Genomic DNA, 22,028 nt, shown 5'->3' on the forward strand with positions numbered 1-22,028 from the left:
CCTCAGCCGATCACGCTGGCGCCATGGCCCGCTCCTGTAGCCGTGCCAGCCGCATCACGTTATGGCTGGCGACCTTCAGCCCGATCACCACCTTTGCCCGCGCCAAGCCGATGCAGCGTACGAACTTGCCGCCTTGTTGGGCCAAGCGCGCAAACGGGTGCTCGCCGAACACCCGATCCTTGGCAATTCGACGGTTCCGGCGCTTTGCTGCCTCGCTCAAGGGCTTGCGCGCATGCCCTTGATGTTGGATCGCGGGGCGGTAACCACGCCTTTTCAGGTCTGCTTCCCGCGCTGCATCGGCATACCCGCTATCGGCCCATACCGTGCGGCCGGTGTTGTCCGGGTCCAGCACCTGCTCGAAGTGACGGCTGTCGTGCACGTTGGCCGCGCTCACGTCGTAGCGGCGGATGAAGCCCCAGCGACGGTCCGTGCTGGCGTGCAGCTTGTAGCCGTAGAACGCCACCCCATGCTTCCTGGTCCAACGTGCCTGCATATCCTTCTGCGCACGCTTGGCATCGCTCCAGTCCTGGCCGACGTCATCGCCCTGCTTGATCTGCGCGTTCTCTTCGCGCGTGTTGCGCTGGATCGGAGCGCTGACGATGCTGGCGTCGATGATCTGACCGCCGCGGGCAATGAACCCGGCACGTTGCAATTGCTCACCGATCGCCGCGCTGATGTCGCCCATCAGATCCTTGGTCTTGAGCCGTTCGCGCCACACCCAGATCGTCTTGGCGTCGGGCACCTTGCCGCTGTGTTCCAGTCCGAGGAATTGCTGGAAGCTGCGCCGATCCAGCACCTGGTACTCCAGCGCATCGTCGGAGAGGTTGTACAACTGCTGCAACAGCAGCAGCTTGATCATCACCTGCGTCGGCCAAGCCGGACGGCCACCGCGCTTGCCAGTACCCAAGGACAGCTTCGCGTCTACGACGTGAGCAATCCCGGCAAAGTCGATATGCCGTGACAGCAGAGCCAGAGGATCGCCGATCTGCTGCCGCTTGGCTTCGCGTTCGTGGCCGGCAAACAGGCTGATCATCGTGGCGTCCTCGGCGTGTTCTCCAGACCAATGATGCCAAAGGCGGGGTTTTTAGAGGTGCCCTGAAGTCGCTCCCACAGGGGCTTGCGGTGCGCCTGCCGGGTGCACAGTGGGAGGGACTTCAGTCCCGACGCATTGCGCCATCGGAAAGCACATCACTTCTAGCGTCGCGGCGGCATGACAGTTGATCCCCGCGTGGGTTTACGGCGAGCCTGCCGGGTGCATTGTGAGAGGGGCTTCAGGCCCGACTGCTGTCGCAGTCGGTCATTGGATGGCTTCACTCGTCGCGACTGAAGTCGCTCCCACAGGGGCTTACGGTGCGCCTGCCCGGTGCACAGTGGGAGGGACTTCAGTCCCGACTGCTGTAGCAATCGGTCATTGGATGGCTTCACTCGTCGCGACTGAAGTCGCTCCCACAAGGGCTTACGGCGAGTCTGTCGGGTGCACTGTGGGAGGGACTTCAGTCCCGACGCATTGCGGCATCGGAAAGCACATCACTTCGCGCGTCGCGGCGTCATGACAGTTGGGTTCCAGGGGCCAGCGGCATCCGGATGGAGTGTGGTGGCAGTAAGTTCGTAGATGCGTTGAAGCCGCGCCGACGTGAGTCTGCACCTGGAAGACGGCCGAGGCCTCTGCGCCGCACTACGGCCTCGTGCGCGACGCAAGCGCGAGCGTCAGCATCGCGTGAATTCGGCATGACCTGCATTGCGTATGGCGTCGCGCAGCGTGCGCCGCCACACCCTGTCACAGCGCGTCGCATCACATGCACGCGCATTTAATGTCATCCACACATTCCATTTGCGGCGTTCGTGGTCTTGTAGCGCGGCTGCATCGCATCGCGCGGACCGGGTGCGCCGGCGCCGTCGCCATCTCTGGAAGCGCGACCGCGTGCAGGCGCATCCCGTTCCGACGCCCTTGCCATGCGACGGCGCAGTCCGCGCTGCCGGCAACGGCGCGCAGAGGCGACGTGTCCTTCTCATTCGTCGAACGGGATCTTCCGAATGCATGTCTGCCTGCTGTCTCTCTCTCCTCCTCACGATGCGGCCGCGCTGGACGCGGCCATGGCGGCGGCACAGGCACAGGGCTGCGATCACATCGTCTTGCCCAATCCGTTCGCACAGGATGCGCAGGGCCGTCTGCACGACCCCGCAGCCGACGACGCGGCGGGCCAGACACAGTTGCACCACTGGCTGCAGCGGGCCGAACAGCACGGCCTGCGCGTGCTGCTGGACCTGCGCATCGACGAGATCGGTGGCGGCAGCCGTCTGCTGCAGGAACATCCGCACTGGTTCCGCGCACGCAGCTCGGCGCTGCCGGATCCGCGCGCCGAACGTGCCGCGCCGGATATTGCGGTGGGCCGCTTCGCCTCCGCCGAAGAAGGGGCGGGATTGGCGCAGTGGTGGAGTGCGCGTCTGGTCGACTGGCTGCGCAGCGGCGTGGCCGGCTTCCGCGTGCTGCAGCCAGAGCGCATTCCGGCGCCGTTGTGGCGCACGCTGATCGACGGGGTCCACGCACAGGCGCCGCAGGCGCGGCTGCTGGCGTGGACGCCCGGCTTGGGCTTGGACGCCTTGCGCGGCCTGGCCGGTGCCGGCTTCGATGCCGCGTTCTCCTCGCTGGCCTGGTGGGACGGTCGTGGCGACTGGTTCTTCGACGAGGACAGCGCCCTGCGTGCGCTGGCGCGCTGCGTGGTCGCCACCGTCGATGCCGAGACGGCCTCGGATACGCCACTGCCCTTGCCGCGCGCGCAGCGGCAGCGCCTGGCGGCTGCCTTTGGTGGGGCCTGGGCGATCGGCGCGCAGGACACATCGACAGAATACGGGCAGCCCGTGCCTGCGCAGCACGGCATATCCGAGGGGGATGCGTCCACGCCGGCAGAATCGCTGCCCGACGCCACCACGTCGCTGCGCCTGCGCCCGCTGCTGCGCGACGGCGCGCTCACCGCGGTGGCGGTGGAACCGCTGGACGTCGCGCCATGGCTGGTGCTGCTCAACAGCGACCGCGACCACCTGCTGCCGGTGCCCGGGCCGGCGTTGCTGCGCCTGCTCGGCGACAGCGAGGGTCTGCTCAGCGACCATGGCGAGCCGATCCAGGGCGAGCAGGGCGGCACCCTGGAAGCGGGCGAGGTGCGCATCTATCGCAGCCTGCCGGCGCGCCCGGTGCTGACCGCGGCGCGCGCACGCACCCCGGCCGAGGTCGCCGCCGGCGAGGCGCGGGTGTGCATCGAGGCGGTGACGCCGTCGGTGGATGACGGGCGCTTCCCGGTCAAACGCACGGTCGGCGATCGCGTGTGCGTGGAAGCCGATGCGTTCTGCGACGGCCACGACCGCATCGCCGTTGCCTTGCTGTGGCGCGCCGCCGATGCGCGTACCTGGTCGAGCGCGCCGATGCGCGCGCTCGGCAACGACCGCTGGCGCGGCGAGTTCCCGCTGCAGCGCCTGGGCCGCTACGAGTTCCGCATCGAAGCCTGGCGCGACGTCTACGCCACCACCCACGCCGACCTGGAAAAGAAGCGCGCCGCCGGCACCTTGCTGTCGGTGGATGTGCAGGAGGCGCTGGCCCAGGTCGAAGCGGCGCGAGGGCGTAGCCGCGGCGCGCTCGCCACGCGGTTGAAGGCCATCGCCACCCGCATCGCCCGCACCGACGACCTGGCCGAGAAGGCGCAGCTGCTGCTCGAACCCGACACCGCCGACGCGATGGCGCGCGCCGACGCCAAGCCGTTCCGCACCGAATACCCGATGACCTTCCGGGTCGAGGCCGAACGCCGCGCCGCGCACTTCGCCAGCTGGTACGAACTGTTCCCGCGCTCGCAGAGCGGCGATCCGCAGCGCCACGGCACCTTCGACGACGTGATCGCGCGGCTGCCGCACATTCAGGCGATGGGCTTCGACGTGCTGTACATGCCGCCGATCCACCCCATCGGCGAGAAGAACCGCAAAGGCCGCAACAACGCGGTGACCGCCGAGCCGGGCGAACCCGGCAGCCCGTATGCGATCGGCTCGGCCGAGGGTGGGCATACCGAGGTGCATCCCGAGCTGGGCGGGCTCGACGGTTTTCGCCGCCTGCGTGCCGCCGCGGCCGCGCACGGCCTGGAACTGGCCCTGGATTTCGCCATCCAGTGCGCGCCGGACCATCCCTGGCTGCGCGACCACCCCGACTGGTTCACCTGGCGCGCCGACGGCTCCATCCCGTATGCGGAGAACCCGCCGAAGAAGTACCAGGACATCGTCAACGTCGACTTCTACGCCAGCGGCGCGGTGCCGGCGCTGTGGAACGCGCTGCGCGATGCGGTGCTGTTCTGGGTCAACGAGGGCGTCACCCTGTTCCGCGTCGACAACCCGCACACCAAGCCGTTCCCGTTCTGGGAATGGCTGATCGCCGAAGTGCGCGGGCGCCATCCGCAGGTGGTGTTCCTGTCCGAGGCCTTCACCCGGCCCAAGCCGATGTACCGGCTGGCCAAGGTCGGCTTCTCGCAGTCCTACACCTATTTCACCTGGCGCCAGCACAAGGCCGAGCTGCAGGCCTACATCGAGGAGCTCAACAGCGGCGCGCCCAGCGAGTGCTTCCGCCCGCACTTCTTCGTCAACACGCCGGACATCAATCCGCTGTTCCTGCAGCACAGTGGGCGCAGCGGGCACCTGATCCGCGCCGCGCTGGCGACCACGCTGTCCGGGCTGTGGGGCATGTACCAGGGCTTCGAGCTGTGCGAGGCCACGCCGTTGCCGGGCAAGGAGGAATACCTCGACTCGGAGAAGTACCAGTTGCGGGTGTGGCCCGAGCGCGCGCCGGGCGACATCGTCGAGGAGATCACCCGCCTCAACCTGCTGCGCCGCCAGCATCCGGAACTGCAGTCGCACCTGGGCACGCGCTTCTACGTCGCGCACAACGAGCAGGTGCTGTACTTCGGCAAGTTCCTCGATGAAGCGCACCTGGCGCGCGGGCGCAGCCTGGTGCTGGTGGCGGTGAGCCTGGATCCGCATGCGGCGCAGAACGCGCAGATCGAAGTGCCGCTGTGGGAACTGGGCCTGCCCGACCACGCCAGCGTCGCCGTGCGCGACCTGTGGGACGGCCACGACTTCACTTGGTACGGCAAGACCCAACACATCCGCCTCGATCCGTCGCGGCCGTTCTCTCTGTGGCGCATCCGCGCCGGAGTCCCTGCATGAATGTCGCCGCGCCGTCGTCTCCCCAACTCGAGCCGCGCGCCCCGGCCGGCGATGCGCGCTGGTACAAGGACGCGATCATCTACCAGGTGCACGTCAAGTCGTTCTTCGACTCCAACGACGACGGTATCGGCGACTTCCCCGGCCTGATCTCCAAGCTCGACTACATCGCCGACCTCGGCGTGGACACGATCTGGCTGCTGCCGTTCTACCCCAGCCCGCGCCGCGACGACGGCTACGACATCGCCGAGTACATGGCGGTGCATCCGGACTACGGCAGCATCGCCGACTTCCAGCGCTTCGTGGAGCAGGCGCACGCGCGCGGCATCCGCATCGTCACCGAACTGGTGATCAACCACACCTCCGACCAGCATCCCTGGTTCCAGCGTGCGCGCATGGCCCCGGCCGGCTCGCCGGAGCGCGCGTTCTACGTGTGGTCCGACAGCGACCAGGACTACGCCGGCACCCGCATCATCTTCTGCGACACCGAAAAGTCCAACTGGACCTGGGACCCGGAAGCCGGCCAATACTTCTGGCACCGCTTCTACTCGCACCAGCCGGACCTGAACTTCGACAACCCGGCGGTCATGGAAGCCGTACTGGAAGTGATGCGCTTCTGGCTGGACCTAGGCGTGGACGGCCTGCGCCTGGACGCGGTGCCGTACCTGATCGAGCGCGAGGGCACCTCCAACGAGAACCTGCCCGAGACCCACGCCATCCTGCGCCGCATCCGCGCCACGCTCGATGCCGAATACCCCGACCGCATGCTGCTGGCCGAGGCCAATATGTGGCCGGAAGACACCCAGCAGTACTTCGGCGAGAACGCCGACGAATGCCACATGGCGTTCCACTTCCCGCTGATGCCGCGCATGTACATGGCGATCGCGCGCGAGGACCGCTTCCCGATCACCGACATCATGCGCCAGACCCCGGAGATCCCGGAGAGTTGCCAGTGGGCGATCTTCCTGCGCAACCACGACGAGTTGACCCTGGAGATGGTCACCGACTCCGAGCGCGATTACCTGTGGCAGACCTACGCCGCGGATCGCCGCGCGCGCATCAACCTCGGCATCCGCCGGCGCCTGGCGCCGCTGCTGGAGCGCGACCGCCGCCGCATCGAACTGATGACCTCGCTGCTGCTGACCATGCCCGGCACGCCGGTGCTGTACTACGGCGATGAGATCGGCATGGGCGACAACATCCATCTCGGCGACCGCGACGGCGTGCGCACACCGATGCAATGGTCGATCGACCGCAATGGCGGCTTCTCGCGCGCCGATCCAGCCGCGCTGGTGCTGCCGCCGATCATGGACCCGCTGTACGGCTTCCAGGCGGTCAACGTGGAGGCGCAGCAGCGCGACCAGTACTCGTTGCTGACCTGGACCCGCCGCGTGCTGTCGGTGCGCAAGCGCTACCGCGCCTTCGGCCGCGGCGCCCTGCGCTTCCTGTATCCGGGCAACCGCCGCCTGCTCGCCTACCTGCGCTGCCACGAGGACGAGACCGTGCTGTGCGTGGCCAACCTCTCGCACACGCTGCAGGCGGTGGAGCTGGACCTGTCCGAGTTCGAGGGCCGGGTGCCGGTGGACATCCTCGGCGGCGGCAGCTTCCCGCCGATCGGGCGCCTGACCTACCTGCTCACCGTGCCGGCGTTCGGCTTCTACGCCTTCCAACTGGTCGGCAACGCCACGCTGCCGGACTGGCACGTGCCGGCGCCGGTGCCGCTGCCGGATTACCAGACGCTGGTGCTGCGCAGTACGGTCGACAGTGCCGGCCTGCAACCGCACCTGCCGACGCTGGAGCGCGACATCCTGCCGGCGTGGCTGTCCACGCGGCGCTGGTTCGCCGCCAAGGACCGCGCGCTGCGCAGCGTGCGCATCGCCCGGCGCACGCCGCTGTCCGGTGGTGACGGCCTGACCCTGCTGGAGATCGAGGCGGAGCTGGACGATGGCGCGCACGAGCGCTACATCCTGCCGCTGGGCATCGTCTGGGAGCGCGAGCAGCCGAGCGTATTGGCCGAACAACTGGCGCTGGCGCGCGTGCGTCACGGCCGCGAGGTCGGCTACCTGACCGATGCCTTCGCACTGAAGCCCTTCACCCTGAGCATGCTCGCCGCGTTGCGCGACAAGGCGGAGTTGCGTGTGGATGGCGAGGCCGGCAATGAAGCCGGCACCGAGCGCATCCGCTTCTGCCCGACACCGGCGCTGCAGCGCGTGGACATTCCCGCCGATCCGGAAATCCGCTGGCTGTCGGCGGAGCAGAGCAACAGCTCGCTGATCGTCGGCGACGCGGCGGTGTTCAAGCTGCTGCGCCGCGTGTCGGCCGGCATCAATCCGGAGATCGAGATCGGCGAGCGCCTCACTGCGCTGGGCTACGCCAACGCCGCGCCGCTGCTGGGCCATGTCGCCCGTGTCGAGGCCGACGGCAGCGAGACCACGCTGGCCCTGCTGCAGGGCTTCGTGCGCAACCAGGGCGATGCCTGGCGCTGGACCCTGGATCATCTCGCACGCGGCGCCGAGGAATACGATGCCGCCCAGGACGAGGCGGCGCGGCTGGAGAGCGTGGCCGGCTACGACGCCTTCGCCGCGCTGGTCGGCCGGCGCCTGGCCGAGCTGCACGCGGTACTGGCGCAGCCCACCGATGCGCCGGCCTTCGCGCCGCAGCCAGTGGACGCGGCCGCCGCGCAGCAGGTGGTGGACGGCGTGGTGCACGAAGTGCAGGCGATGTGGGACACGCTCATCGCGCATCGCGACGCCAACGACGACCCGGCCGAACACGCCGCGGTGGACAGCCTGCTGGCCGAACGCGCGCGCCTGGATGCCTGGCTGCGGCAGGCGCCGTCGCTGTTGTCCGGTGCGCTGCTGACTCGCGTGCATGGCGATTTCCACCTCGGCCAGATCCTGGTCGCGTTCGACGACGTGGTGTTGATCGACTTCGAAGGCGAGCCGGCCAAGTCGCTGGACGAACGCCGCGCCAAGGCCAGCCCGTTGCACGACGTGGCCGGCTTCCTGCGCTCGCTGGACTACGCCAGCGAGGTCTCCGCGCGCGGCGAGGAGGGCACTGCCGCACGCGTCGGCGCCGGCCTGGACACCGCGCAGGAGCAATACCTGGCCGCGTTCCGCAGCCGCGCCAGCGCCGCCTTCCTGGCCGCCTACCGCACCGTGCTCGACGCCAGCCCGCACCCGTGGGTGGCGCCGGCCGCGTTCGAGGCTACCACCTTGCTGTTCCTGATCGAGAAGGCCTGCTACGAAATTCGCTACGAGGCCGCCAACCGCCCGGCATGGATCATGGTGCCCATACAGGGACTGTTGCGCATACTCGACCGCTTTCCCGCGCCCCAGGAGTCGATTCGATGAGTGATGCCGTCCACGTCTGGGACGACGCGACGCAACGCGCCTTCGCCAACGCCCGCCACGGCGACCCGTTCGCCGTGCTGGGCGCGCATCGCCTCGGCGAGGCGCGGGTGCTGCGCAGCTACCAGCCGGGCGCCGATGCGGTGCTGGCAGTGCTGGAGGACGGCAGCGAGGTGCCGCTGCAGCAGGGACCGGAAGGCTTCTTCCATGCCGAACTGCCGGGCGAAGGGCGCTACCGCCTGCGCATCCGCTGGTCCGGCGGCGAGCAGGACACCGCCGACGCCTACGCGTTCGGCCCGCAGCTCAGCGACTTCGACCTGCACCTGATCGCCGAAGGCCATCACCTGCACCTGGCCGATGCGCTGGGCGCCAACGTGGTCGAGGTCGACGGCGAACGCGGCACCCGCTTCGCGGTGTGGGCGCCCAACGCCTCGCGCGTGGCGGTGATCGGCGACTTCAACAGCTGGGACGCGCGCCGCCACCCGATGCGCCTGCGCCACCAGGCCGGCGTGTGGGAGCTGTTCGTGCCAGGCGTCGTTCCCGGTGCCCGCTACAAATTCGCGTTGCGCGGCCCGCGCGGCGAAGAACTGCCGGCCAAGGCCGACCCGGTCGCGCGCCAGGCCGAACTGGCGCCCGGCACCGCCTCCATCGTCGCCGACCCCGCGCCGTTCCAATGGCGCGACGACGCCTGGATGGCCACCCGCGCGCGCCGCCACGCCCCGCAGGCGCCGATCAGCGTGTACGAAGTGCACGCCGGCTCGTGGATGCACGCCGCCGACGGCAGCATGCTCGACTGGGACGCACTGGCCGAGCGGTTGATTCCCTACGTGGCCGACATGGGCTTCACCCACATCGAACTGCTGCCGGTCACCGAGCATCCGTTCGGCGGCTCCTGGGGCTACCAGCCGCTGGGCCTGTTCGCGCCCACCGCCCGCTTCGGCAGCCCGGACGGCTTCGCCCGCTTCGTCGACCGCTGCCACCGCGAGGACATCGGCGTCATCGTCGACTGGGTGCCGGCGCATTTCCCCACCGACGCGCACGGCCTGGCCCACTTCGACGGCACCGCCCTATACGAACACGCCGACCCGCGCGAAGGCTTCCACCGCGACTGGAACACCCTCATTTACAACCACGGCCGTCGCGAAGTTTCCGGCTTCCTGATCGCCAGCGCGCTGGAGTTCCTGCAGCGCTACCACGTCGACGGCCTGCGCGTGGACGCGGTCGCCTCCATGCTCTACCGCGACTACAGCCGCAACGCCGGCGAGTGGGTGCCCAACATCCATGGGGGCCGCGAGAACTACGAGAGCATCGCCTTCCTGCGCCGGCTCAACCAGGTGGTGGCCGAGCAGGCACCCGGCGCCATGACCATCGCCGAAGAATCCACTGCCTGGCCCGGCGTCACCGCCGACCTCGCCCATGGCGGCTTGGGCTTCAATTACAAGTGGAACATGGGCTGGATGCACGACAGCCTGCACTACATCGAACTGGACCCGATCTACCGCCGCTACCACCATGGCGAGATGACCTTCAGTATGGTCTACGCGTATTCCGAGCGCTTCATGCTGCCCATCTCCCACGACGAAGTGGTGCACGGCAAGCGCTCCCTGCTTGGCCGCATGCCCGGCGACGACTGGCAGCGCTTCGCCAACCTGCGCGCCTACCTCGGCTACATGTACACCCACCCCGGGCGCAAACTGCTGTTCATGGGCTGCGAAATCGCCCAGCCCACCGAGTGGAACCACGACGCCGCGCTGCCCTGGCACCTGCTCGACCAACCCAACCACCGCGGCATCCAACGCCTGGTCCGCGACCTCAACCGCCTCTACGCCGAACACCCCGCACTGCACGCCCGCGACGACGAGCCGGAAGGCTTCGCCTGGGTCATCGGCGACGACGCCGGCAACAGCCTGTTCGCCTACCTGCGCAAGGCCCGCAGCGGCGACACCCCGCTGCTGGTGGTGGCCAACCTCACCCCGCAGGTGCACCACGGCTACCGCATCGGCGTGCCCCGCGCCGGCCGCTGGCGCGAACTGCTCAACTCCGACAGCGAGATCTACGGCGGCAGCAACACCGGCAACGGCGGCAGCGTGCGCGCCGAGAACGTCGGCGCGCATGGCCATCCGGCGTCGCTGGCGTTGACCATCCCGCCGCTGGCGGTGCTGGTGCTGGGAGTGGAGGACTAGGAGTCGCAGTTGATCGTATGCGGTACGGCGTGGACGTGCGCGGCCATGGTGTCGCGGGCACACGCTATCCTGGTGCCGGCTCGCACCACTTGGCGGGGCAGGGGACGCATGGGAGGGCGCGTGGATGACATCCTGAAGTCGCTGCGAGTGGACGTCGACAACCAGGAAAGCGACGACGGCTACTTTTCGCTGGGCTTCCTGATCGACCAAGAGCATGCCGGCCTGCCGTACAACATCGGGCTCTGCCGGGACGAGATCGAGGATCCCGGGTGCCTCTACATCGAGGTGGACGACCAGATCCATGGATTCGCGACCAGGCGGGCGAGATACGCGTTCAACGGGAACGTACTCGCCATCGAACTGCTGGATGACCACGTGTTCCACTGGACCGGCAGTAAAGTCGTGAAGATCATTGTGCCGGAGGGGCAGGCGCAGCAGGTCGCTGCTTGCGTCGCGAGCATGTTCTCTGGCATTGGGGGCCAGTAGCGGCGCTCGCTGTTTGTGGCTTGCGGAAGGTTGCGGCCCCTGCTGATGGGCGTCAGCACGGCCCGCTACCGTTTTCACGCGTAGGGGTAAGCTGCGTGGGAGCCCCGACGCTCCCGTCCCGGGAAGACAGCGCGCCACGTCGAACTGTAAACTCACGCTGCTTCGGCGCCTCCCCAGCGAGTACGCCAGAGGCGCCAAGCCGGCGGCCGACGCATCGCCCGCCCGCTCCGGACGCATCCGGGCCTATAGCTCAACGGTTAGAGCAGAGGACTCATAATCCTTTGGTTCCAGGTTCGAATCCTGGTGGGCCCACCATCAGCATGCAAAGGCAATTGCATGCTGTCTGCTTTTCAAGATGAGCGGACGTTGGAAGTGAGCCCGACCCCATTCTTGTAGTGTTAGTGAGGCCGTCGTCTTAGAAGCGCGCGATGTACATGGTTGACTCGAGAAGGCAATGCGAAGCGATGGCGCCGGGCAGATCGAATAGGCGTGGCTTTGCGCGGAAGTCGAAGAGACGATAGAGGCGGTATTTGTCAGCATCGACTTCCGAGCGTGCCAGTTCGTTGCGGCTGACATGGAATGGAGTCAGGATGCCGAACGCGGTGGTCTTTACCTCGATGAGTCGTTCTCGGCCATCGGTCTCGTAGGAGAGTACGTCGTAGCCTAGGCCATCGCCTTGAGAAGCGGCTATGTGCTCGACCCGATTGGCCAGGCGTTTCTGGCCAGCTGCATGAAGGCGGCGGGTCTCCAACTCTATTACGAACAACTCGCCGGCCCGGCCCAACGATTGTGGGTGCCGGAACCCATACGGCTTCCGTATCCTCTGGGGCGATCATCACTGCGGGTCGTAGCACGGCGGATTGAGCAGCGGCCTGTAGTGCATCGTTCGACTGCGCTTGACTTCCCACCACGTCGAACAACAGGGTCTGGTAATTGCCACGCGGCTTGTAGCCATCGATGTACGGGTAGCCGAGTGCGAGAAGGACTGCGCTGATGTTGCAGTGTTTGAACTCGATGGCGGCCCTGTTGCGCCCGTCGAGCCGCTCGGCCAGCGCACGTGCATGGACGGTCTTGCTATACCGCTGGCCGTTCAGTTCGAGCGTGAGCATGTGCAAGTAGTCGGCGACGCAGGCCTCCACTTCTTCATGCGACCAGTCTGTGCCTCGTGCCATATAGCTCCTCTCGCGTGTCACCAGGTTAACTAGCAGAAGTGTGGGGAGCTAGTCCTGGCAGCGATAGCTCTGTGGGGCGATGTGATGCGGGCAGTAGCGATTGCTAGTGGTCTACCAGCAGCATGCAACGGCGGCTGCATGTTGTCCGCTCTTGAAAATAGCGGATGTTAGGAGAGAACCCGGCCCGTTCTCGACAGGAGCGGCTGCCTGGCTGAGGCGCTTGTCGCCGTGTTGATCCGTCATTTGCCCCTCAAACGTCGTTGTAGTAACGTAACTACATTCAGCGGATCTAGGAGGTGCCTTGTGACCATCACAACGCTATCAAGTCGGGAACTGAATCAGGACGTGACGCGGGCAAAGAAGGCCACCAAGAGCGGTCCGGTGTTCATCACGGACCGCGGCAAGCCTGCGCACGTGCTGTTGAGCTTCGAAGACTATCAACGGCTGACCAGGCAGCGGCGCAACATTGCCGATGCGCTGGCGATGCCGGGCATTGCAGACATCGAGTTCGAGCCGCCGCGCGTGACGATTGGGGTCCGGCCGGCTGATCTTTCGTGATGTACGTGCTGGACACCAACGTGCTGTCTGAGTTGCGCAAGGTGCGGCTCGGCAGGGCGGATGCGAACGTGGCGGCGTGGGCGGAAAGCGTCGATGCCGCCGATCTCTTCATCTCGGCCATCACCGTCATGGAGCTGGAGCTTGGCGTTCTGTCGATCGAACGCAAGGACGCTACCCAGGGCGGCATGCTGCGCTCGTGGCTAGAGCAGCACGTATTGCCCGAGTTCTCCGGGCGTACATTGCCGATCGATATCGCTGTGGCGCAACGCTGCGCCCGGTTGCATATACCCGACAAGCGAGGCGAGCGCGATGCGCTTATCACGGCGACGGCGTTGGTGCATGGTATGGCGGTGGTTACGCGCAACGTCTCTGATTTCGAGCCCACGGGAGTTCCCATCGTCAATCCGTGGGAGCCGTTGCTATGACCGCTTGTGGATTCATGCGCAAAGGCAATTGGTAAGTTGCTTGCTATGAAGAGACGCGACGATTAGAAGTCAACCTGACCCATTCTTGTCGATCACTGGTCGTCGGCCGCAGGCACACCGAGGGCAACGACATCCAAGTTCTCGCGTTGTTTTAAGCAAGCGCAACACCTGTAGTGACAGGTTCAGAACGGAATATCGATCCACTCTATGAGCTCTTCGAGTTCAGCAGCATGCTTGCTGTTTCCTCGATTCTTGTGCATGGAGATCAACCGAGTGATCTGTTCGCGAGCGGAGGGCTTTACATCCTCCGGAAGCTTGGCAAGCTCATTCGCGACATATCGCACGGCCAGCGTGGAAGCCTTCGCCGCTCGAATGTATCGAAGCATAGGGCTAAGGAACTTCGGGAGCGTTTCAACAGTGAGAAATGGCCCAACTCCTGCCAGTTCGCCGAAGGGAATACTATCTCCTTGCTCAATCAAGAAACCGATCAGGTAGTCAATTACGACCGGTCGCTTGAGCTCGTCCAGGTGCTCCAGATCGGTAGGGCGGAAGAATGCAGTGCGATGACGGGCGATCTCTGTCGCTTCGCCGTTCCGAATTAGGGTGTAGAACTGGAGCGTCGTCACGCCCGCGAGCTCCGGATTTTCCTTGATAGCTAGCCGATAGGCGGCAGAAATTCTCTCAGGAAGTGCAGCATCCCATTCGAAGTCATCGTATATGAGGCTTTCCGCATATGCCTTCGGAAGCACGTCAAGCATCAAGCGCTGCTTCTCCTTATCCGCAATGTCGCGAAGAAGATGCGGAAGAATTGCGATTGAGCCGCTGTCCCGTTGGATCTTCCGAAGGAGCTGCTCGGCTGTCAGTCCCGCTTTCGCTTTGCGCGATGCCGCGACCTCTAGAACTATCCTCCCTACCAATGCTGTGACGATCAAAGCATTGCTCTGGTCCGGCGCGGCGACGCTATCACGCATTACCTTCCCTGGATGGATAAGGTTCCTATAGTCCTTGATTGCGCTGCAGAGCTTGGCGGTAGTCTCGGTAATCACATGCTGGTCTTCGCACTCGGAGATGACTTGTTGAAGCATAAGTTTCCTGATTCGCAATGCTTCAGTCACAGGTGACAGCCATTCCATGTGTTCGACGAGGACTGCTTCAATGAGGCTTCCGGCAAGGACCATGGCTGCCTTCCATGCTCGGGCTTCCAAGCACGCCTGCATCTCGGCGAAATCAGCTTCCAAGAGCATACGGTATGGTTGTGCGGTGATGTAATCGAAGCGGTTCGCCTGGGCCTCGCTCATTAGTGGTCCTCGTTCGTTTTCTGAAAATAGGGGAAGACTACACTTGCGCGCCCGATATCGGGGCCAGGTTAACTTAATCCGCACCGGCGCGATTTCCTGCAGATGTCTACAGATGTTCTGTTTTAAGCATTGACAGCTTCTTTGGGGCGAGCAATTATCTATTCGCTACAGCAAATTCCGCGGCCGGGTTTGGTCTCCCGAAATCACTTGGCGACTCCCACTCAAATGGAGGACGTCATGTCCGGTAGTGCAGACGCTGGTTCAAAGACCAAATCTCCTCGCCGTGCCGTCAAGGCAAAGCCCTGCTGGCTCAAGCTCGAGTCCCCCGATCCCTTAGATGCCATCATCGCCGAGACGCTGCCTGGTGCGTCGGCGCCACCGTTGCATCCCGACGCTGACAAGAACCCAGTGCCCAGGCGCTCGATCCCGCGCCGCCCCACGCAATGCACCATCGGCTACCGCTACCACGACGTGGACCGCAATGGCATGCGGGTCGGGCGGCAGGTGCCGAGCCTGCGCTTGTATGGCCTATGGCTGGAAGGCATTGGCTTCGCGGTGGGCGGCAAGGTGCGCATCACGATGGCCAATGGCGCCCTGCTGATCACGGCCGTGCAGGTGGCGCCGCCGCCCGCGGCGAAGGCGCGACGCACGTCCAGGGTGGCACCGTAGCCGCTCGGTTCTGGCAGTGGCATTGCTGGGGTGGCCGGCTCTTACCGAATCGCTCGAGGGGCGGCGGCGCGGTGCTTGCCGCGTCGTCACTACACGCCGTCCCCTTTGACGGAGTAGCCTCCTCGTACGGCGTACATCGCCGTCCCCTGCGGGCAATGCGGATGTTATGTGGCGATTGGCTGCCCTAATCACCGCAGAAGGTGCCGGCGATTGTGCCTCAGCGAAGTGGGCAATCGGCACCGCTTCATGCGGTGCGAAAAGCCGTATTCACCAGCGCTAGGACTAGCCGGCAGCGAACAGCTCTACCTGGATATCAGCTATGTGAGCTTTATTCGTTTTGCGGGTATCTTGCGATTAGCGGGATAACGGGTATTACTGCAATGTCGACACGCCACGTTCTGGTCACCGCAACGCAACTAGGCGCAACACTGCAGGCCGCACGCAAGGCCAAGGGGCTGACTCAGGCTGCACTGGCCGGCCGTCTCGGCCTGAGCCAGTCGCGGGTTTCTCATCTGGAGTTGAATGTTCATGCGTTGAGCGTCGAACAACTCCTGGCCTGGTGCGCGGCGCTGGGGTTGGAGCTGACCATCGGCACCCGCGACGACTCCACCGCCGCCACCAAGCAAGTGGAGTGGTGAGATGGGGCGTCGATCGCACAGTCGCAGCCTCTCCATCTGGACCAATGGCGTTCGCGTGGCGCGATGTACGCTGCCTGCGCGCGGGGAGATGGAACTGCACTACGACGCGGACTGGGAGCGCTGCTCACAGGCGGCAGGGGTAAGCCGGTAGTTGGACCAAGCGACATTTGTGGATGGTGACGGCCGTGGGAAAGCGCGCTCAGTCGCGCTCGAAGCGCTGCAATTCGTCCAGTTGCGCCAGCGCCTTGCGCAGGCTGCCGCCGCTCAAGGAATCGTCCATCTTCCGGCCGAACTCGGCGCGGTGCGGGCGGCGCGCCCAGCGGTGGAACCACCAGGTGCCGAGCAGGCCGGCGATGCCGATGCCGTAGCCGCTCCACACCAGCGCGGGGACCTTGGCCAGCAGATCGACGTCGCCCAGGCCAGCCAAGGTCTGCAAGACCGCGATCCACAGGAACCACCACGGCAGACCGGCGACCATGCCGCTGCGGATGTACAGCGTGCGTGCGCGCAACAATTGCTTCTGGATGCCGAGTACCGGCTGCGAGTAATCGATATTGCCGAGTCGCCCCAGCACCACACCGACCGCGACGATCGTCAGCACGCCATACGCCTGCACCAACACGCCGGCGACGATGGACGAAGCATGTGCTGGCTTGCTCATCCACAGCAGCGACGCGAGCAGGACGAACGCAATGCCGAACAGGATCTGCAGCACCTGGCCCCAGTACAGCGGGCGCAGGCTGCCGCGCGTCCTGTCGAGTTTGCGCTCGCGCAGTTCGTGCAGCTTCAACGTGTTGTCCAGTTGCAGCCGGCGGTCCAGCGTTTGCCAGGCCGATTTGAAATCGTCGAGTTCCATCATGGTCTCCATGGCGTGGTCTAGCGAAATTCGTCGCGGATGCGCTGTTTCAGGCGTCCGATCTTTGTGGAGACGTTGCTTTCGGTGATGCCAGAGGATCTGGGCGATCTCGCGTTGCGGGCGGTCTTCGAGGTAGAGCAGCAACAGTGCGCGGTCCAGCGGCGGCTGGCGGGCGATGACGTCCTGCAGCAGGCGAAGCCGCTGTTCGTTCTCCGGGTCCGCGGCGTTGCCGTCGGCCACGTCGTGCAGGGTTTCGTCCAGCGGCATCGCGTCGTGCCGCTGCCGCAGTTCGCGGTTGCGCAGGTGGCTGATCGCCACGTTCAGCGCGATCCGGTACATCCAGGTGCTGACGCTGCGCACCGGGTCGTACGTCGGCCAGGCGTGCCAGAGCTGTGCCGCGATTTCCTGGGCCAGATCGGCGCGGTCCTCGGCGCCGCGCGCATAGCTGCCGGCGACCTTGAACACGATACCGGAATGGCGCTGCAGCAGCGCGCTGAAGGCGTCTTGGGCGTCGTTGGCGGGCATGGCGGTTGCGATGGTATCCATTGGTTTACCGGCGCGGCCTTCGCACCCCTCGACACCATGATTCGCGTCAGCGCACGGAATCTCACACCGCGCCAGCAAGAATCTTCAACTGGTCATCGCGCGGAAGGACGTTGCTGGATCAAGCCGCGCGGCAGCGCGGCGTCGGCTTGAATGCAGCGTCAGGCTGTTTGTCGGCAAGTGGCAATGCCAAAGCTGACGGTGCTGCAGCGCGTTGCGCTGCCCTTGTCGTCGCGACACGTCGTGTTGCCGAAAAGAGTGCGTCGCGCCGCGAACCGCGTTGCGCTAATCGCTACGGGTCGTGGTATTGCCATATGAGTCCGTGCTGCTGCGCGTCACGCTTCCGTCGTCGCCGCGGCAGGTCTTGTTGCCGTACGAATCCGAGGAGCAGCGAATCGTGTTGCCCCGGTCGTCACGGGTCGTGGTATTGCCGTAGGAGTCCGTGCTGCTGCGCGTCACGCTTCCGTCGTCGCCCCGGCAGGTCTTGTTGCCGTACGAGTCCGAGGAGCAGCGAATCACGTTGCCCTGGTCGTCACGGGTTGTGGTATTGCCGTAGGAGTCTTTGCTGGTGCGCGTCACGCTTCCGTCGTCGCCGCGGCACGTGGTGTTGCCGTAAGAGTCCGTCGAGCAGCGTGTTGTGTCGGCAAGTGCGCTCGACGTGGCCAGAAGTCCAATCAAAAGTGCGAGTGTGGTCATTTCATTTTGAAATCCCCTGTGTGTGTGGAGCGATCCAGCGCTTCCCAGTGTAGCCGTTGATCGTCAGTCAGGCAGGGCGCCCTATCGCCTTCGATCGCTCCTTGCCCCGTGACGTTTCAGCGTCTCCCGCTTCGTATTCAACGCAACGCGATCGATGCTGGATTGCGTGTCGATCTGGAGGCGAACTGTTGCGCAGCAGCATGCAACTCATCAAAAGGCGTGTTACTTCTAGCTTAGTTGGATCGATCCAAAGCCGTTGATGCAGCGCATCCTTGGGGGAGACGGCGGGTAGGGATCGCGTGCTACGCGTTTGCTGAGGCCTGCTCTTCCGTCCGCATGCAGCTGCGGACGTGAAGCGGTGCCGGATGCTGACTTGCGCTGCGATTCACCGGGTCGATCCGGTCCACGTTGCGTGCCTTCGCTGCGCGCCGTTGCCACCGGAGGTGCGTGACGCCACGCGTCGCGGCACAGCCGATCGAGAGAGTTTGGGGAGACTGCCATGCCAATCCGCCCGCGCTTCGCGCATCCGCCTGAGTCTTCGCGCCGATGGTTGGCGTCCGCCGCGGCGTCGGCGCTGTGGTGCGCGGGCAGCGGCGCGGCATGCGCGGCCGATCCCGGCTTCGCGTCTTCGTTCGAGCGGGGCGAACCTGCGCCAGCGTCGGCCACGCAGTCCGACAAAACAGGTCTCCAGGTCGCCATCGGCAATGGGCCCGAGCAGCCCTATGCGGCCAAGGCCGGCATGGGCTACACCGGGCTGCATGCGCTGCACTATCGCGCCACTGCGGACGGGCGCGCGCAGCTGTTTGCGGTCGATCTGCCGGTGGAGCCGGACACGGTGCTGTCGTGGATGGTGCTGCCGGAGATCGTCGACGGCGATACGGTGGCGTCGACCGGCGTGGCGGTGGATCTGCTGTTCGACGATGGGCGCCGCCTGTCCGAGTTGGGCGTGGAGGATCAGCATGGTGCGCTGGTCGGTGCGGCGGGGCAGGCGGCGTCGAAGACGCTGTATCCGCAGCAGTGGGCGTTCAAGCAGGTGCGGCTGGGTGAGGTGGCAGCCTTGCGCGGCAGGCGCATCCGTGCGATCGAGCTGCAGGTGCAGCCCGGCGCCGGCAAGCTGGCGTCGGGCTGGATCGACAATGTCGCGGTGCGACGCGAACCAGCGCCGCAGGCGGCGCGCCGGCCCAGCGACGAGGTGGTGACCACGCGCGGCACGCAGTCCAATGGCACGTTTTCGCGCGGCAACAACATCCCGGCCACGGCCATGCCGCATGGCTTCAATTTCTGGGTGCCGGTGACCGATGCGGGTTCACTGAGCTGGCTGTACCGCTGGAACGAGCAGAACGGCGACGACAACCGGCCGCGGCTGCAGGCGCTGTCGATCAGTCACGAGCCCAGCCCGTGGATGGGCGATCGCCAGACCTTCCAGGTGATGCCCTCGTCCACGCGTGGGGTGCCGGAGGCGGACCGTGCGAAGCGTGCGTTGTCGTTCGGCCACGACCGCGAGGAGGCACGCCCGCATCTGTACCGGGTGGACTTCGACAACGGCATCCGCGCCGAGTTGGCGCCGAGCGAGCGGGCGGCGATCTTCCGCTTTCGCTTTCCCGAGGGCGGCGATGCCAACCTGCTTTTCGACAACGTCGACGCGCGTGGCGGGCTGACCCTGGACGCGGCGACGCAGACCCTGCGTGGCTATTCCGACACGCGTAGCGGCCTGTCCAATGGCGCCACGCGCTTGTTCGTGTATGCGCGCTTCGACCGTCCGTGGACGGCCAGCGGCAAGATCGCCACCGGGCGCCCGACCGGCTATGTGAAGTTCGCGCCGGGCGCGGACCGCACGGTGGTGATGCGCATCGCCACCTCGCTGATCTCGGTGGAGCAGGCGCAGCGCAATCTGCAGCAGGAGATCGGCGACGCCGGGTTCGAGCTGGTGCAGTCGCGTGCGCAGGACGCGTGGGACGCGGTGCTGGGCCGGGTACAGGTGCAAGGCGCCAGCCACGACCAGCGGGTCACGGTGTACTCCAATCTGTACCGGTTGTTCCTGTATCCCAACGTCGCCCACGAGAACCTCGGCGACGCGGCGCATCCGGATTGGCGGCATGCCGACCAGAACAGTTGGTCCAAGGACAACGCCGGCGGCGATGCCGAACGCACCGCGGCGCTGATCGTGCCGGGCAAGGTCTACGTCAACAACGGCTTCTGGGACACCTTCCGCACCAGTTGGCCGGCGTATGCACTGTTCGCGCCGGAGCAGGCCGGGGCGATGATCGATGGTTTCCTGCAGCAGTACCGCGACGGCGGCTGGGTGGCGCGCTGGTCCTCGCCGGGCTATGCGGATCTGATGGTCGGCACCAGTTCCGATGTGGCCTTCGCCGATGCCTGGCTGAAGGGCGTGCGTGGGTTCGACGCGCACGAGGCCTATGCGGCGGCGCTGCGCAATGCCACGGTGGTGCCGCCGGTGTCGAACGTCGGCCGCAAGGGCCTGGCCCGCTCGATGTACCGCGGCTACGCGGCCAACGACGTGCACGAAGGGCTGTCGTGGACGTTGGAGGGTGCGCTCAATGATTTCGGCCTGGCGCAGATGGCGCAGGCACTGGCGGACCAGGAAAAAGAGCCGCAGCAGGCGCAGCGTTACCGCGAGGAAGCCGAGTACTTCCGGGCGCGTGCCACCGATTACGTGTTCCTGTTCGACCCCGCCACCCGCTTCTTTCGCGGGCGCACGCCGGCTGGCCAGTGGAGTACGCCTGCGTCGAAGTTCGATCCGCGCGTATGGGGCGGCGACTACACCGAGGCCAATGCCTGGACCTTCGCCTTCACCACGCCGCACGACGCGGCCGGCCTGGCCGGGTTGCTGGGCGGCGAGGACGCCATGGCGGCCCGCCTGGACGAACTCTTCGCCACGCCGGAGACCGCAGACAGGCGCTTCGCCGGCAGCTACCGCGGCGTCATCCACGAGATGACCGAGGCGCGCGACGTGCGCATGGGCATGTACGCGCACAGCAACCAGCCCTCGCATCATCTGCCGTGGATGTACGTGGCCGCGGGGCAGCCGTGGAAGACCCAGCGCCTCACCCGCGAGGTGCTGCGCCGCCTGTACTTGGGCAGCGAGATCGGCCAGGGCTATCCGGGCGACGAGGACAACGGCGAGATGTCGGCGTGGTACCTGTTCGCCATGCTCGGGCTGTATCCGCTGCGGATGGGCGCGCCGGAGTACGTGATCGGCTCGCCGGCGTTTCCGCGCGCCGAGGTCGATCTCGGCAACGGTCGCAAGCTTGTAGTGATCGCGCGCAACAACAGTGCGCGCAACGTGTACGTGCAGTCGCTCACGCTCAACGGCAAGCCGTGGAACACCGCCTGGCTGCGCCACCAGGACATCGCCGACGGCGCCACGCTGGAGTTCGTGATGGGGGCGACGCCGTCGCGCTGGGGCAGCGGCGCGGACGCGTTGCCGCCGTCGCTGACGCCGCCGGGCAGCGCGCCGCGCGGGCTGGAGGATGTGGCGTCGCAGGCCGTGGCGGTGTCGTTGGAAGGGCAACCCAAGGCCACGGCACTGATCGACGACGATGCGACCACGGCGCTGCCGCTGCCGGCTGGTGCCAGTGTCGACTTGCGCTTCACAGCGCCACAGCGCGCCACCCACTACACGCTGACCAGCGGCGATGCCGCGGTGTCCGGCCTGGCATGGACGCTGGAAGGCCGCAACGGAGACGGCGCTTGGACCACGCTGGACCAGCGACGCGCGCAGACATTCGCCTGGGCGCGGCAATTGCGGCCGTTCCGCATCGCCAAGCCCGGCGCGTACAGCGCCTACCGCCTGCGCCTGGAGGCGGGCAAGGACGTGGCGCTGGCCGAGATCGAATTGCTGCAGCCGGTGACGCGGCAGGCCATGCCGTGACCGCGTGCGAACGCGGTGAGCGCATCCTGCCTGCCGCGCCTGGCGGACGTAGTACGACGTACTAGGCTG

At 66.2% G+C, this 22,028-nt stretch carries 14 protein-coding genes, 1 tRNA gene and 1 pseudogene; 10 read left to right on the forward strand and 6 right to left on the reverse strand.

The annotated features are described in order from the left end of the window. Positions 1 to 10: 10 nt before the first annotated feature. Positions 11 to 1,033, reverse strand: a complete 1,023-nt coding sequence (locus tag RAB70_RS06825; protein ID WP_148829423.1) for an IS5 family transposase — start codon at positions 1,031 to 1,033, stop codon at positions 11 to 13. A gap of 1,001 nt (positions 1,034 to 2,034) precedes the next feature. Here RAB70_RS06825 and RAB70_RS06830 point away from each other — a divergent pair. The 5 genes from RAB70_RS06830 to RAB70_RS06850 all read left to right on the forward strand — a co-directional run bounded on the left by RAB70_RS06830 (position 2,035) and on the right by RAB70_RS06850 (position 11,527). After that, complete coding sequence (locus RAB70_RS06830; RefSeq protein ID WP_148829822.1) at positions 2,035 to 5,196, forward strand: maltotransferase domain-containing protein; 3,162 nt, start codon at positions 2,035 to 2,037, stop codon at positions 5,194 to 5,196. Next, positions 5,193 to 8,546 carry a maltose alpha-D-glucosyltransferase gene (gene treS, locus RAB70_RS06835; RefSeq protein WP_148829823.1) on the forward strand — a complete coding sequence of 1,118 codons (3,354 nt, stop codon included), beginning with the start codon at positions 5,193 to 5,195 and terminating at the stop codon, positions 8,544 to 8,546. The genes RAB70_RS06830 and treS overlap by 4 nt, the downstream gene beginning before the upstream one ends. After that, positions 8,543 to 10,726, forward strand: coding sequence for a 1,4-alpha-glucan branching protein GlgB (gene glgB, locus RAB70_RS06840; RefSeq protein WP_148829824.1), 2,184 nt, complete (start codon positions 8,543 to 8,545; stop codon positions 10,724 to 10,726). Before treS ends, glgB begins: the two co-directional genes overlap by 4 nt. Positions 10,727 to 10,846: 120 nt before the next feature. Beyond that, positions 10,847 to 11,212, forward strand: a complete 366-nt coding sequence (locus tag RAB70_RS06845) for a hypothetical protein (RefSeq protein WP_225851708.1) — start codon at positions 10,847 to 10,849, stop codon at positions 11,210 to 11,212. Positions 11,213 to 11,451: 239 nt separating this feature from the next. After that, a tRNA-Ile gene (locus tag RAB70_RS06850) sits at positions 11,452 to 11,527 on the forward strand. Between the two features lie 100 nt (positions 11,528 to 11,627). Here the strand turns inward: RAB70_RS06850 and RAB70_RS06855 are convergent. Further along, positions 11,628 to 11,963, reverse strand: a complete 336-nt coding sequence (locus RAB70_RS06855; protein WP_230979401.1) for a DUF3883 domain-containing protein — start codon at positions 11,961 to 11,963, stop codon at positions 11,628 to 11,630. Between the two features lie 724 nt (positions 11,964 to 12,687). Between RAB70_RS06855 and RAB70_RS06860 the strand changes: the two genes are divergently transcribed. Both RAB70_RS06860 and RAB70_RS06865 read left to right on the forward strand, forming a co-directional pair. Continuing rightward, positions 12,688 to 12,942, forward strand: coding sequence for a type II toxin-antitoxin system Phd/YefM family antitoxin (locus tag RAB70_RS06860; protein ID WP_148829825.1), 255 nt, complete (start codon positions 12,688 to 12,690; stop codon positions 12,940 to 12,942). Then, a complete protein-coding gene (locus RAB70_RS06865; RefSeq protein ID WP_148829832.1) occupies positions 12,942 to 13,367 on the forward strand; it encodes a type II toxin-antitoxin system VapC family toxin in 426 nt (141 codons plus the stop codon). Before RAB70_RS06860 ends, RAB70_RS06865 begins: the two co-directional genes overlap by 1 nt. A 182-nt stretch (positions 13,368 to 13,549) precedes the next feature. On the opposite strand, the gene RAB70_RS06870 is transcribed toward RAB70_RS06865, so the two are convergent. Further along, the gene (locus RAB70_RS06870; protein WP_148829826.1) at positions 13,550 to 14,665 is read right to left on the reverse strand and encodes a hypothetical protein; all 1,116 of its coding nucleotides are present in this window, start codon (positions 14,663 to 14,665) and stop codon (positions 13,550 to 13,552) included. 237 nt (positions 14,666 to 14,902) lie between these two features. Between RAB70_RS06870 and RAB70_RS06875 the strand changes: the two genes are divergently transcribed. Then, positions 14,903 to 15,334: a SymE family type I addiction module toxin gene (locus tag RAB70_RS06875; protein ID WP_170268186.1), complete on the forward strand. Its 432-nt coding sequence runs from the start codon at positions 14,903 to 14,905 to the stop codon at positions 15,332 to 15,334. A gap of 380 nt (positions 15,335 to 15,714) precedes the next feature. Next, positions 15,715 to 15,972: a helix-turn-helix domain-containing protein gene (locus RAB70_RS06880; protein WP_148829828.1), complete on the forward strand. Its 258-nt coding sequence runs from the start codon at positions 15,715 to 15,717 to the stop codon at positions 15,970 to 15,972. A gap of 199 nt (positions 15,973 to 16,171) precedes the next feature. On the opposite strand, the gene RAB70_RS06885 is transcribed toward RAB70_RS06880, so the two are convergent. From RAB70_RS06885 to RAB70_RS06895, 3 genes and pseudogenes are all read right to left on the reverse strand, one after another. Further along, on the reverse strand, positions 16,172 to 16,828 hold the full coding sequence (locus RAB70_RS06885) for a serine/threonine protein kinase (RefSeq protein WP_148829829.1): 657 nt from the start codon (positions 16,826 to 16,828) through the stop codon (positions 16,172 to 16,174). A 20-nt stretch (positions 16,829 to 16,848) separates the two neighbouring features. Beyond that, a pseudogene (locus RAB70_RS06890) lies at positions 16,849 to 17,374 on the reverse strand (RNA polymerase sigma factor). Between the two features lie 282 nt (positions 17,375 to 17,656). Continuing rightward, entirely contained in the window at positions 17,657 to 18,067 is a 411-nt protein-coding gene (locus RAB70_RS06895; RefSeq protein WP_148829830.1) for a hypothetical protein, read from the reverse strand. A gap of 499 nt (positions 18,068 to 18,566) precedes the next feature. Between RAB70_RS06895 and RAB70_RS06900 the strand changes: the two genes are divergently transcribed. After that, complete coding sequence (locus tag RAB70_RS06900) at positions 18,567 to 21,959, forward strand: GH92 family glycosyl hydrolase (RefSeq protein WP_408068864.1); 3,393 nt, start codon at positions 18,567 to 18,569, stop codon at positions 21,957 to 21,959. Positions 21,960 to 22,028 lie beyond the last annotated feature (69 nt).

The organism is Xanthomonas sontii, from assembly GCF_040529055.1.
Classification (GTDB): Bacteria; Pseudomonadota; Gammaproteobacteria; order Xanthomonadales; family Xanthomonadaceae; genus Xanthomonas_A; species Xanthomonas_A sontii.

What these genes read in the sequence shown, in the direction of transcription:
- RAB70_RS06825 (WP_148829423.1), bottom strand. Translation starts at nt 1,033, where the DNA reads ATGATCAGCCTGTTTGCCGGCCACGAACGCGAAGCCAAGCGGCAGCAG.
- RAB70_RS06830 (WP_148829822.1), top strand. Translation starts at nt 2,035, where the DNA reads ATGCATGTCTGCCTGCTGTCTCTCTCTCCTCCTCACGATGCGGCCGCG.
- treS (WP_148829823.1), top strand. Translation starts at nt 5,193, where the DNA reads ATGAATGTCGCCGCGCCGTCGTCTCCCCAACTCGAGCCGCGCGCCCCG.
- glgB (WP_148829824.1), top strand. Translation starts at nt 8,543, where the DNA reads ATGAGTGATGCCGTCCACGTCTGGGACGACGCGACGCAACGCGCCTTC.
- RAB70_RS06865 (WP_148829832.1), top strand. Translation starts at nt 12,942, where the DNA reads ATGTACGTGCTGGACACCAACGTGCTGTCTGAGTTGCGCAAGGTGCGG.
- RAB70_RS06870 (WP_148829826.1), bottom strand. Translation starts at nt 14,665, where the DNA reads ATGAGCGAGGCCCAGGCGAACCGCTTCGATTACATCACCGCACAACCA.
- RAB70_RS06875 (WP_170268186.1), top strand. Translation starts at nt 14,903, where the DNA reads ATGTCCGGTAGTGCAGACGCTGGTTCAAAGACCAAATCTCCTCGCCGT.
- RAB70_RS06880 (WP_148829828.1), top strand. Translation starts at nt 15,715, where the DNA reads ATGTCGACACGCCACGTTCTGGTCACCGCAACGCAACTAGGCGCAACA.
- RAB70_RS06885 (WP_148829829.1), bottom strand. Translation starts at nt 16,828, where the DNA reads ATGGAACTCGACGATTTCAAATCGGCCTGGCAAACGCTGGACCGCCGG.
- RAB70_RS06895 (WP_148829830.1), bottom strand. Translation starts at nt 18,067, where the DNA reads ATGACCACACTCGCACTTTTGATTGGACTTCTGGCCACGTCGAGCGCA.
- RAB70_RS06900 (WP_408068864.1), top strand. Translation starts at nt 18,567, where the DNA reads ATGCCAATCCGCCCGCGCTTCGCGCATCCGCCTGAGTCTTCGCGCCGA.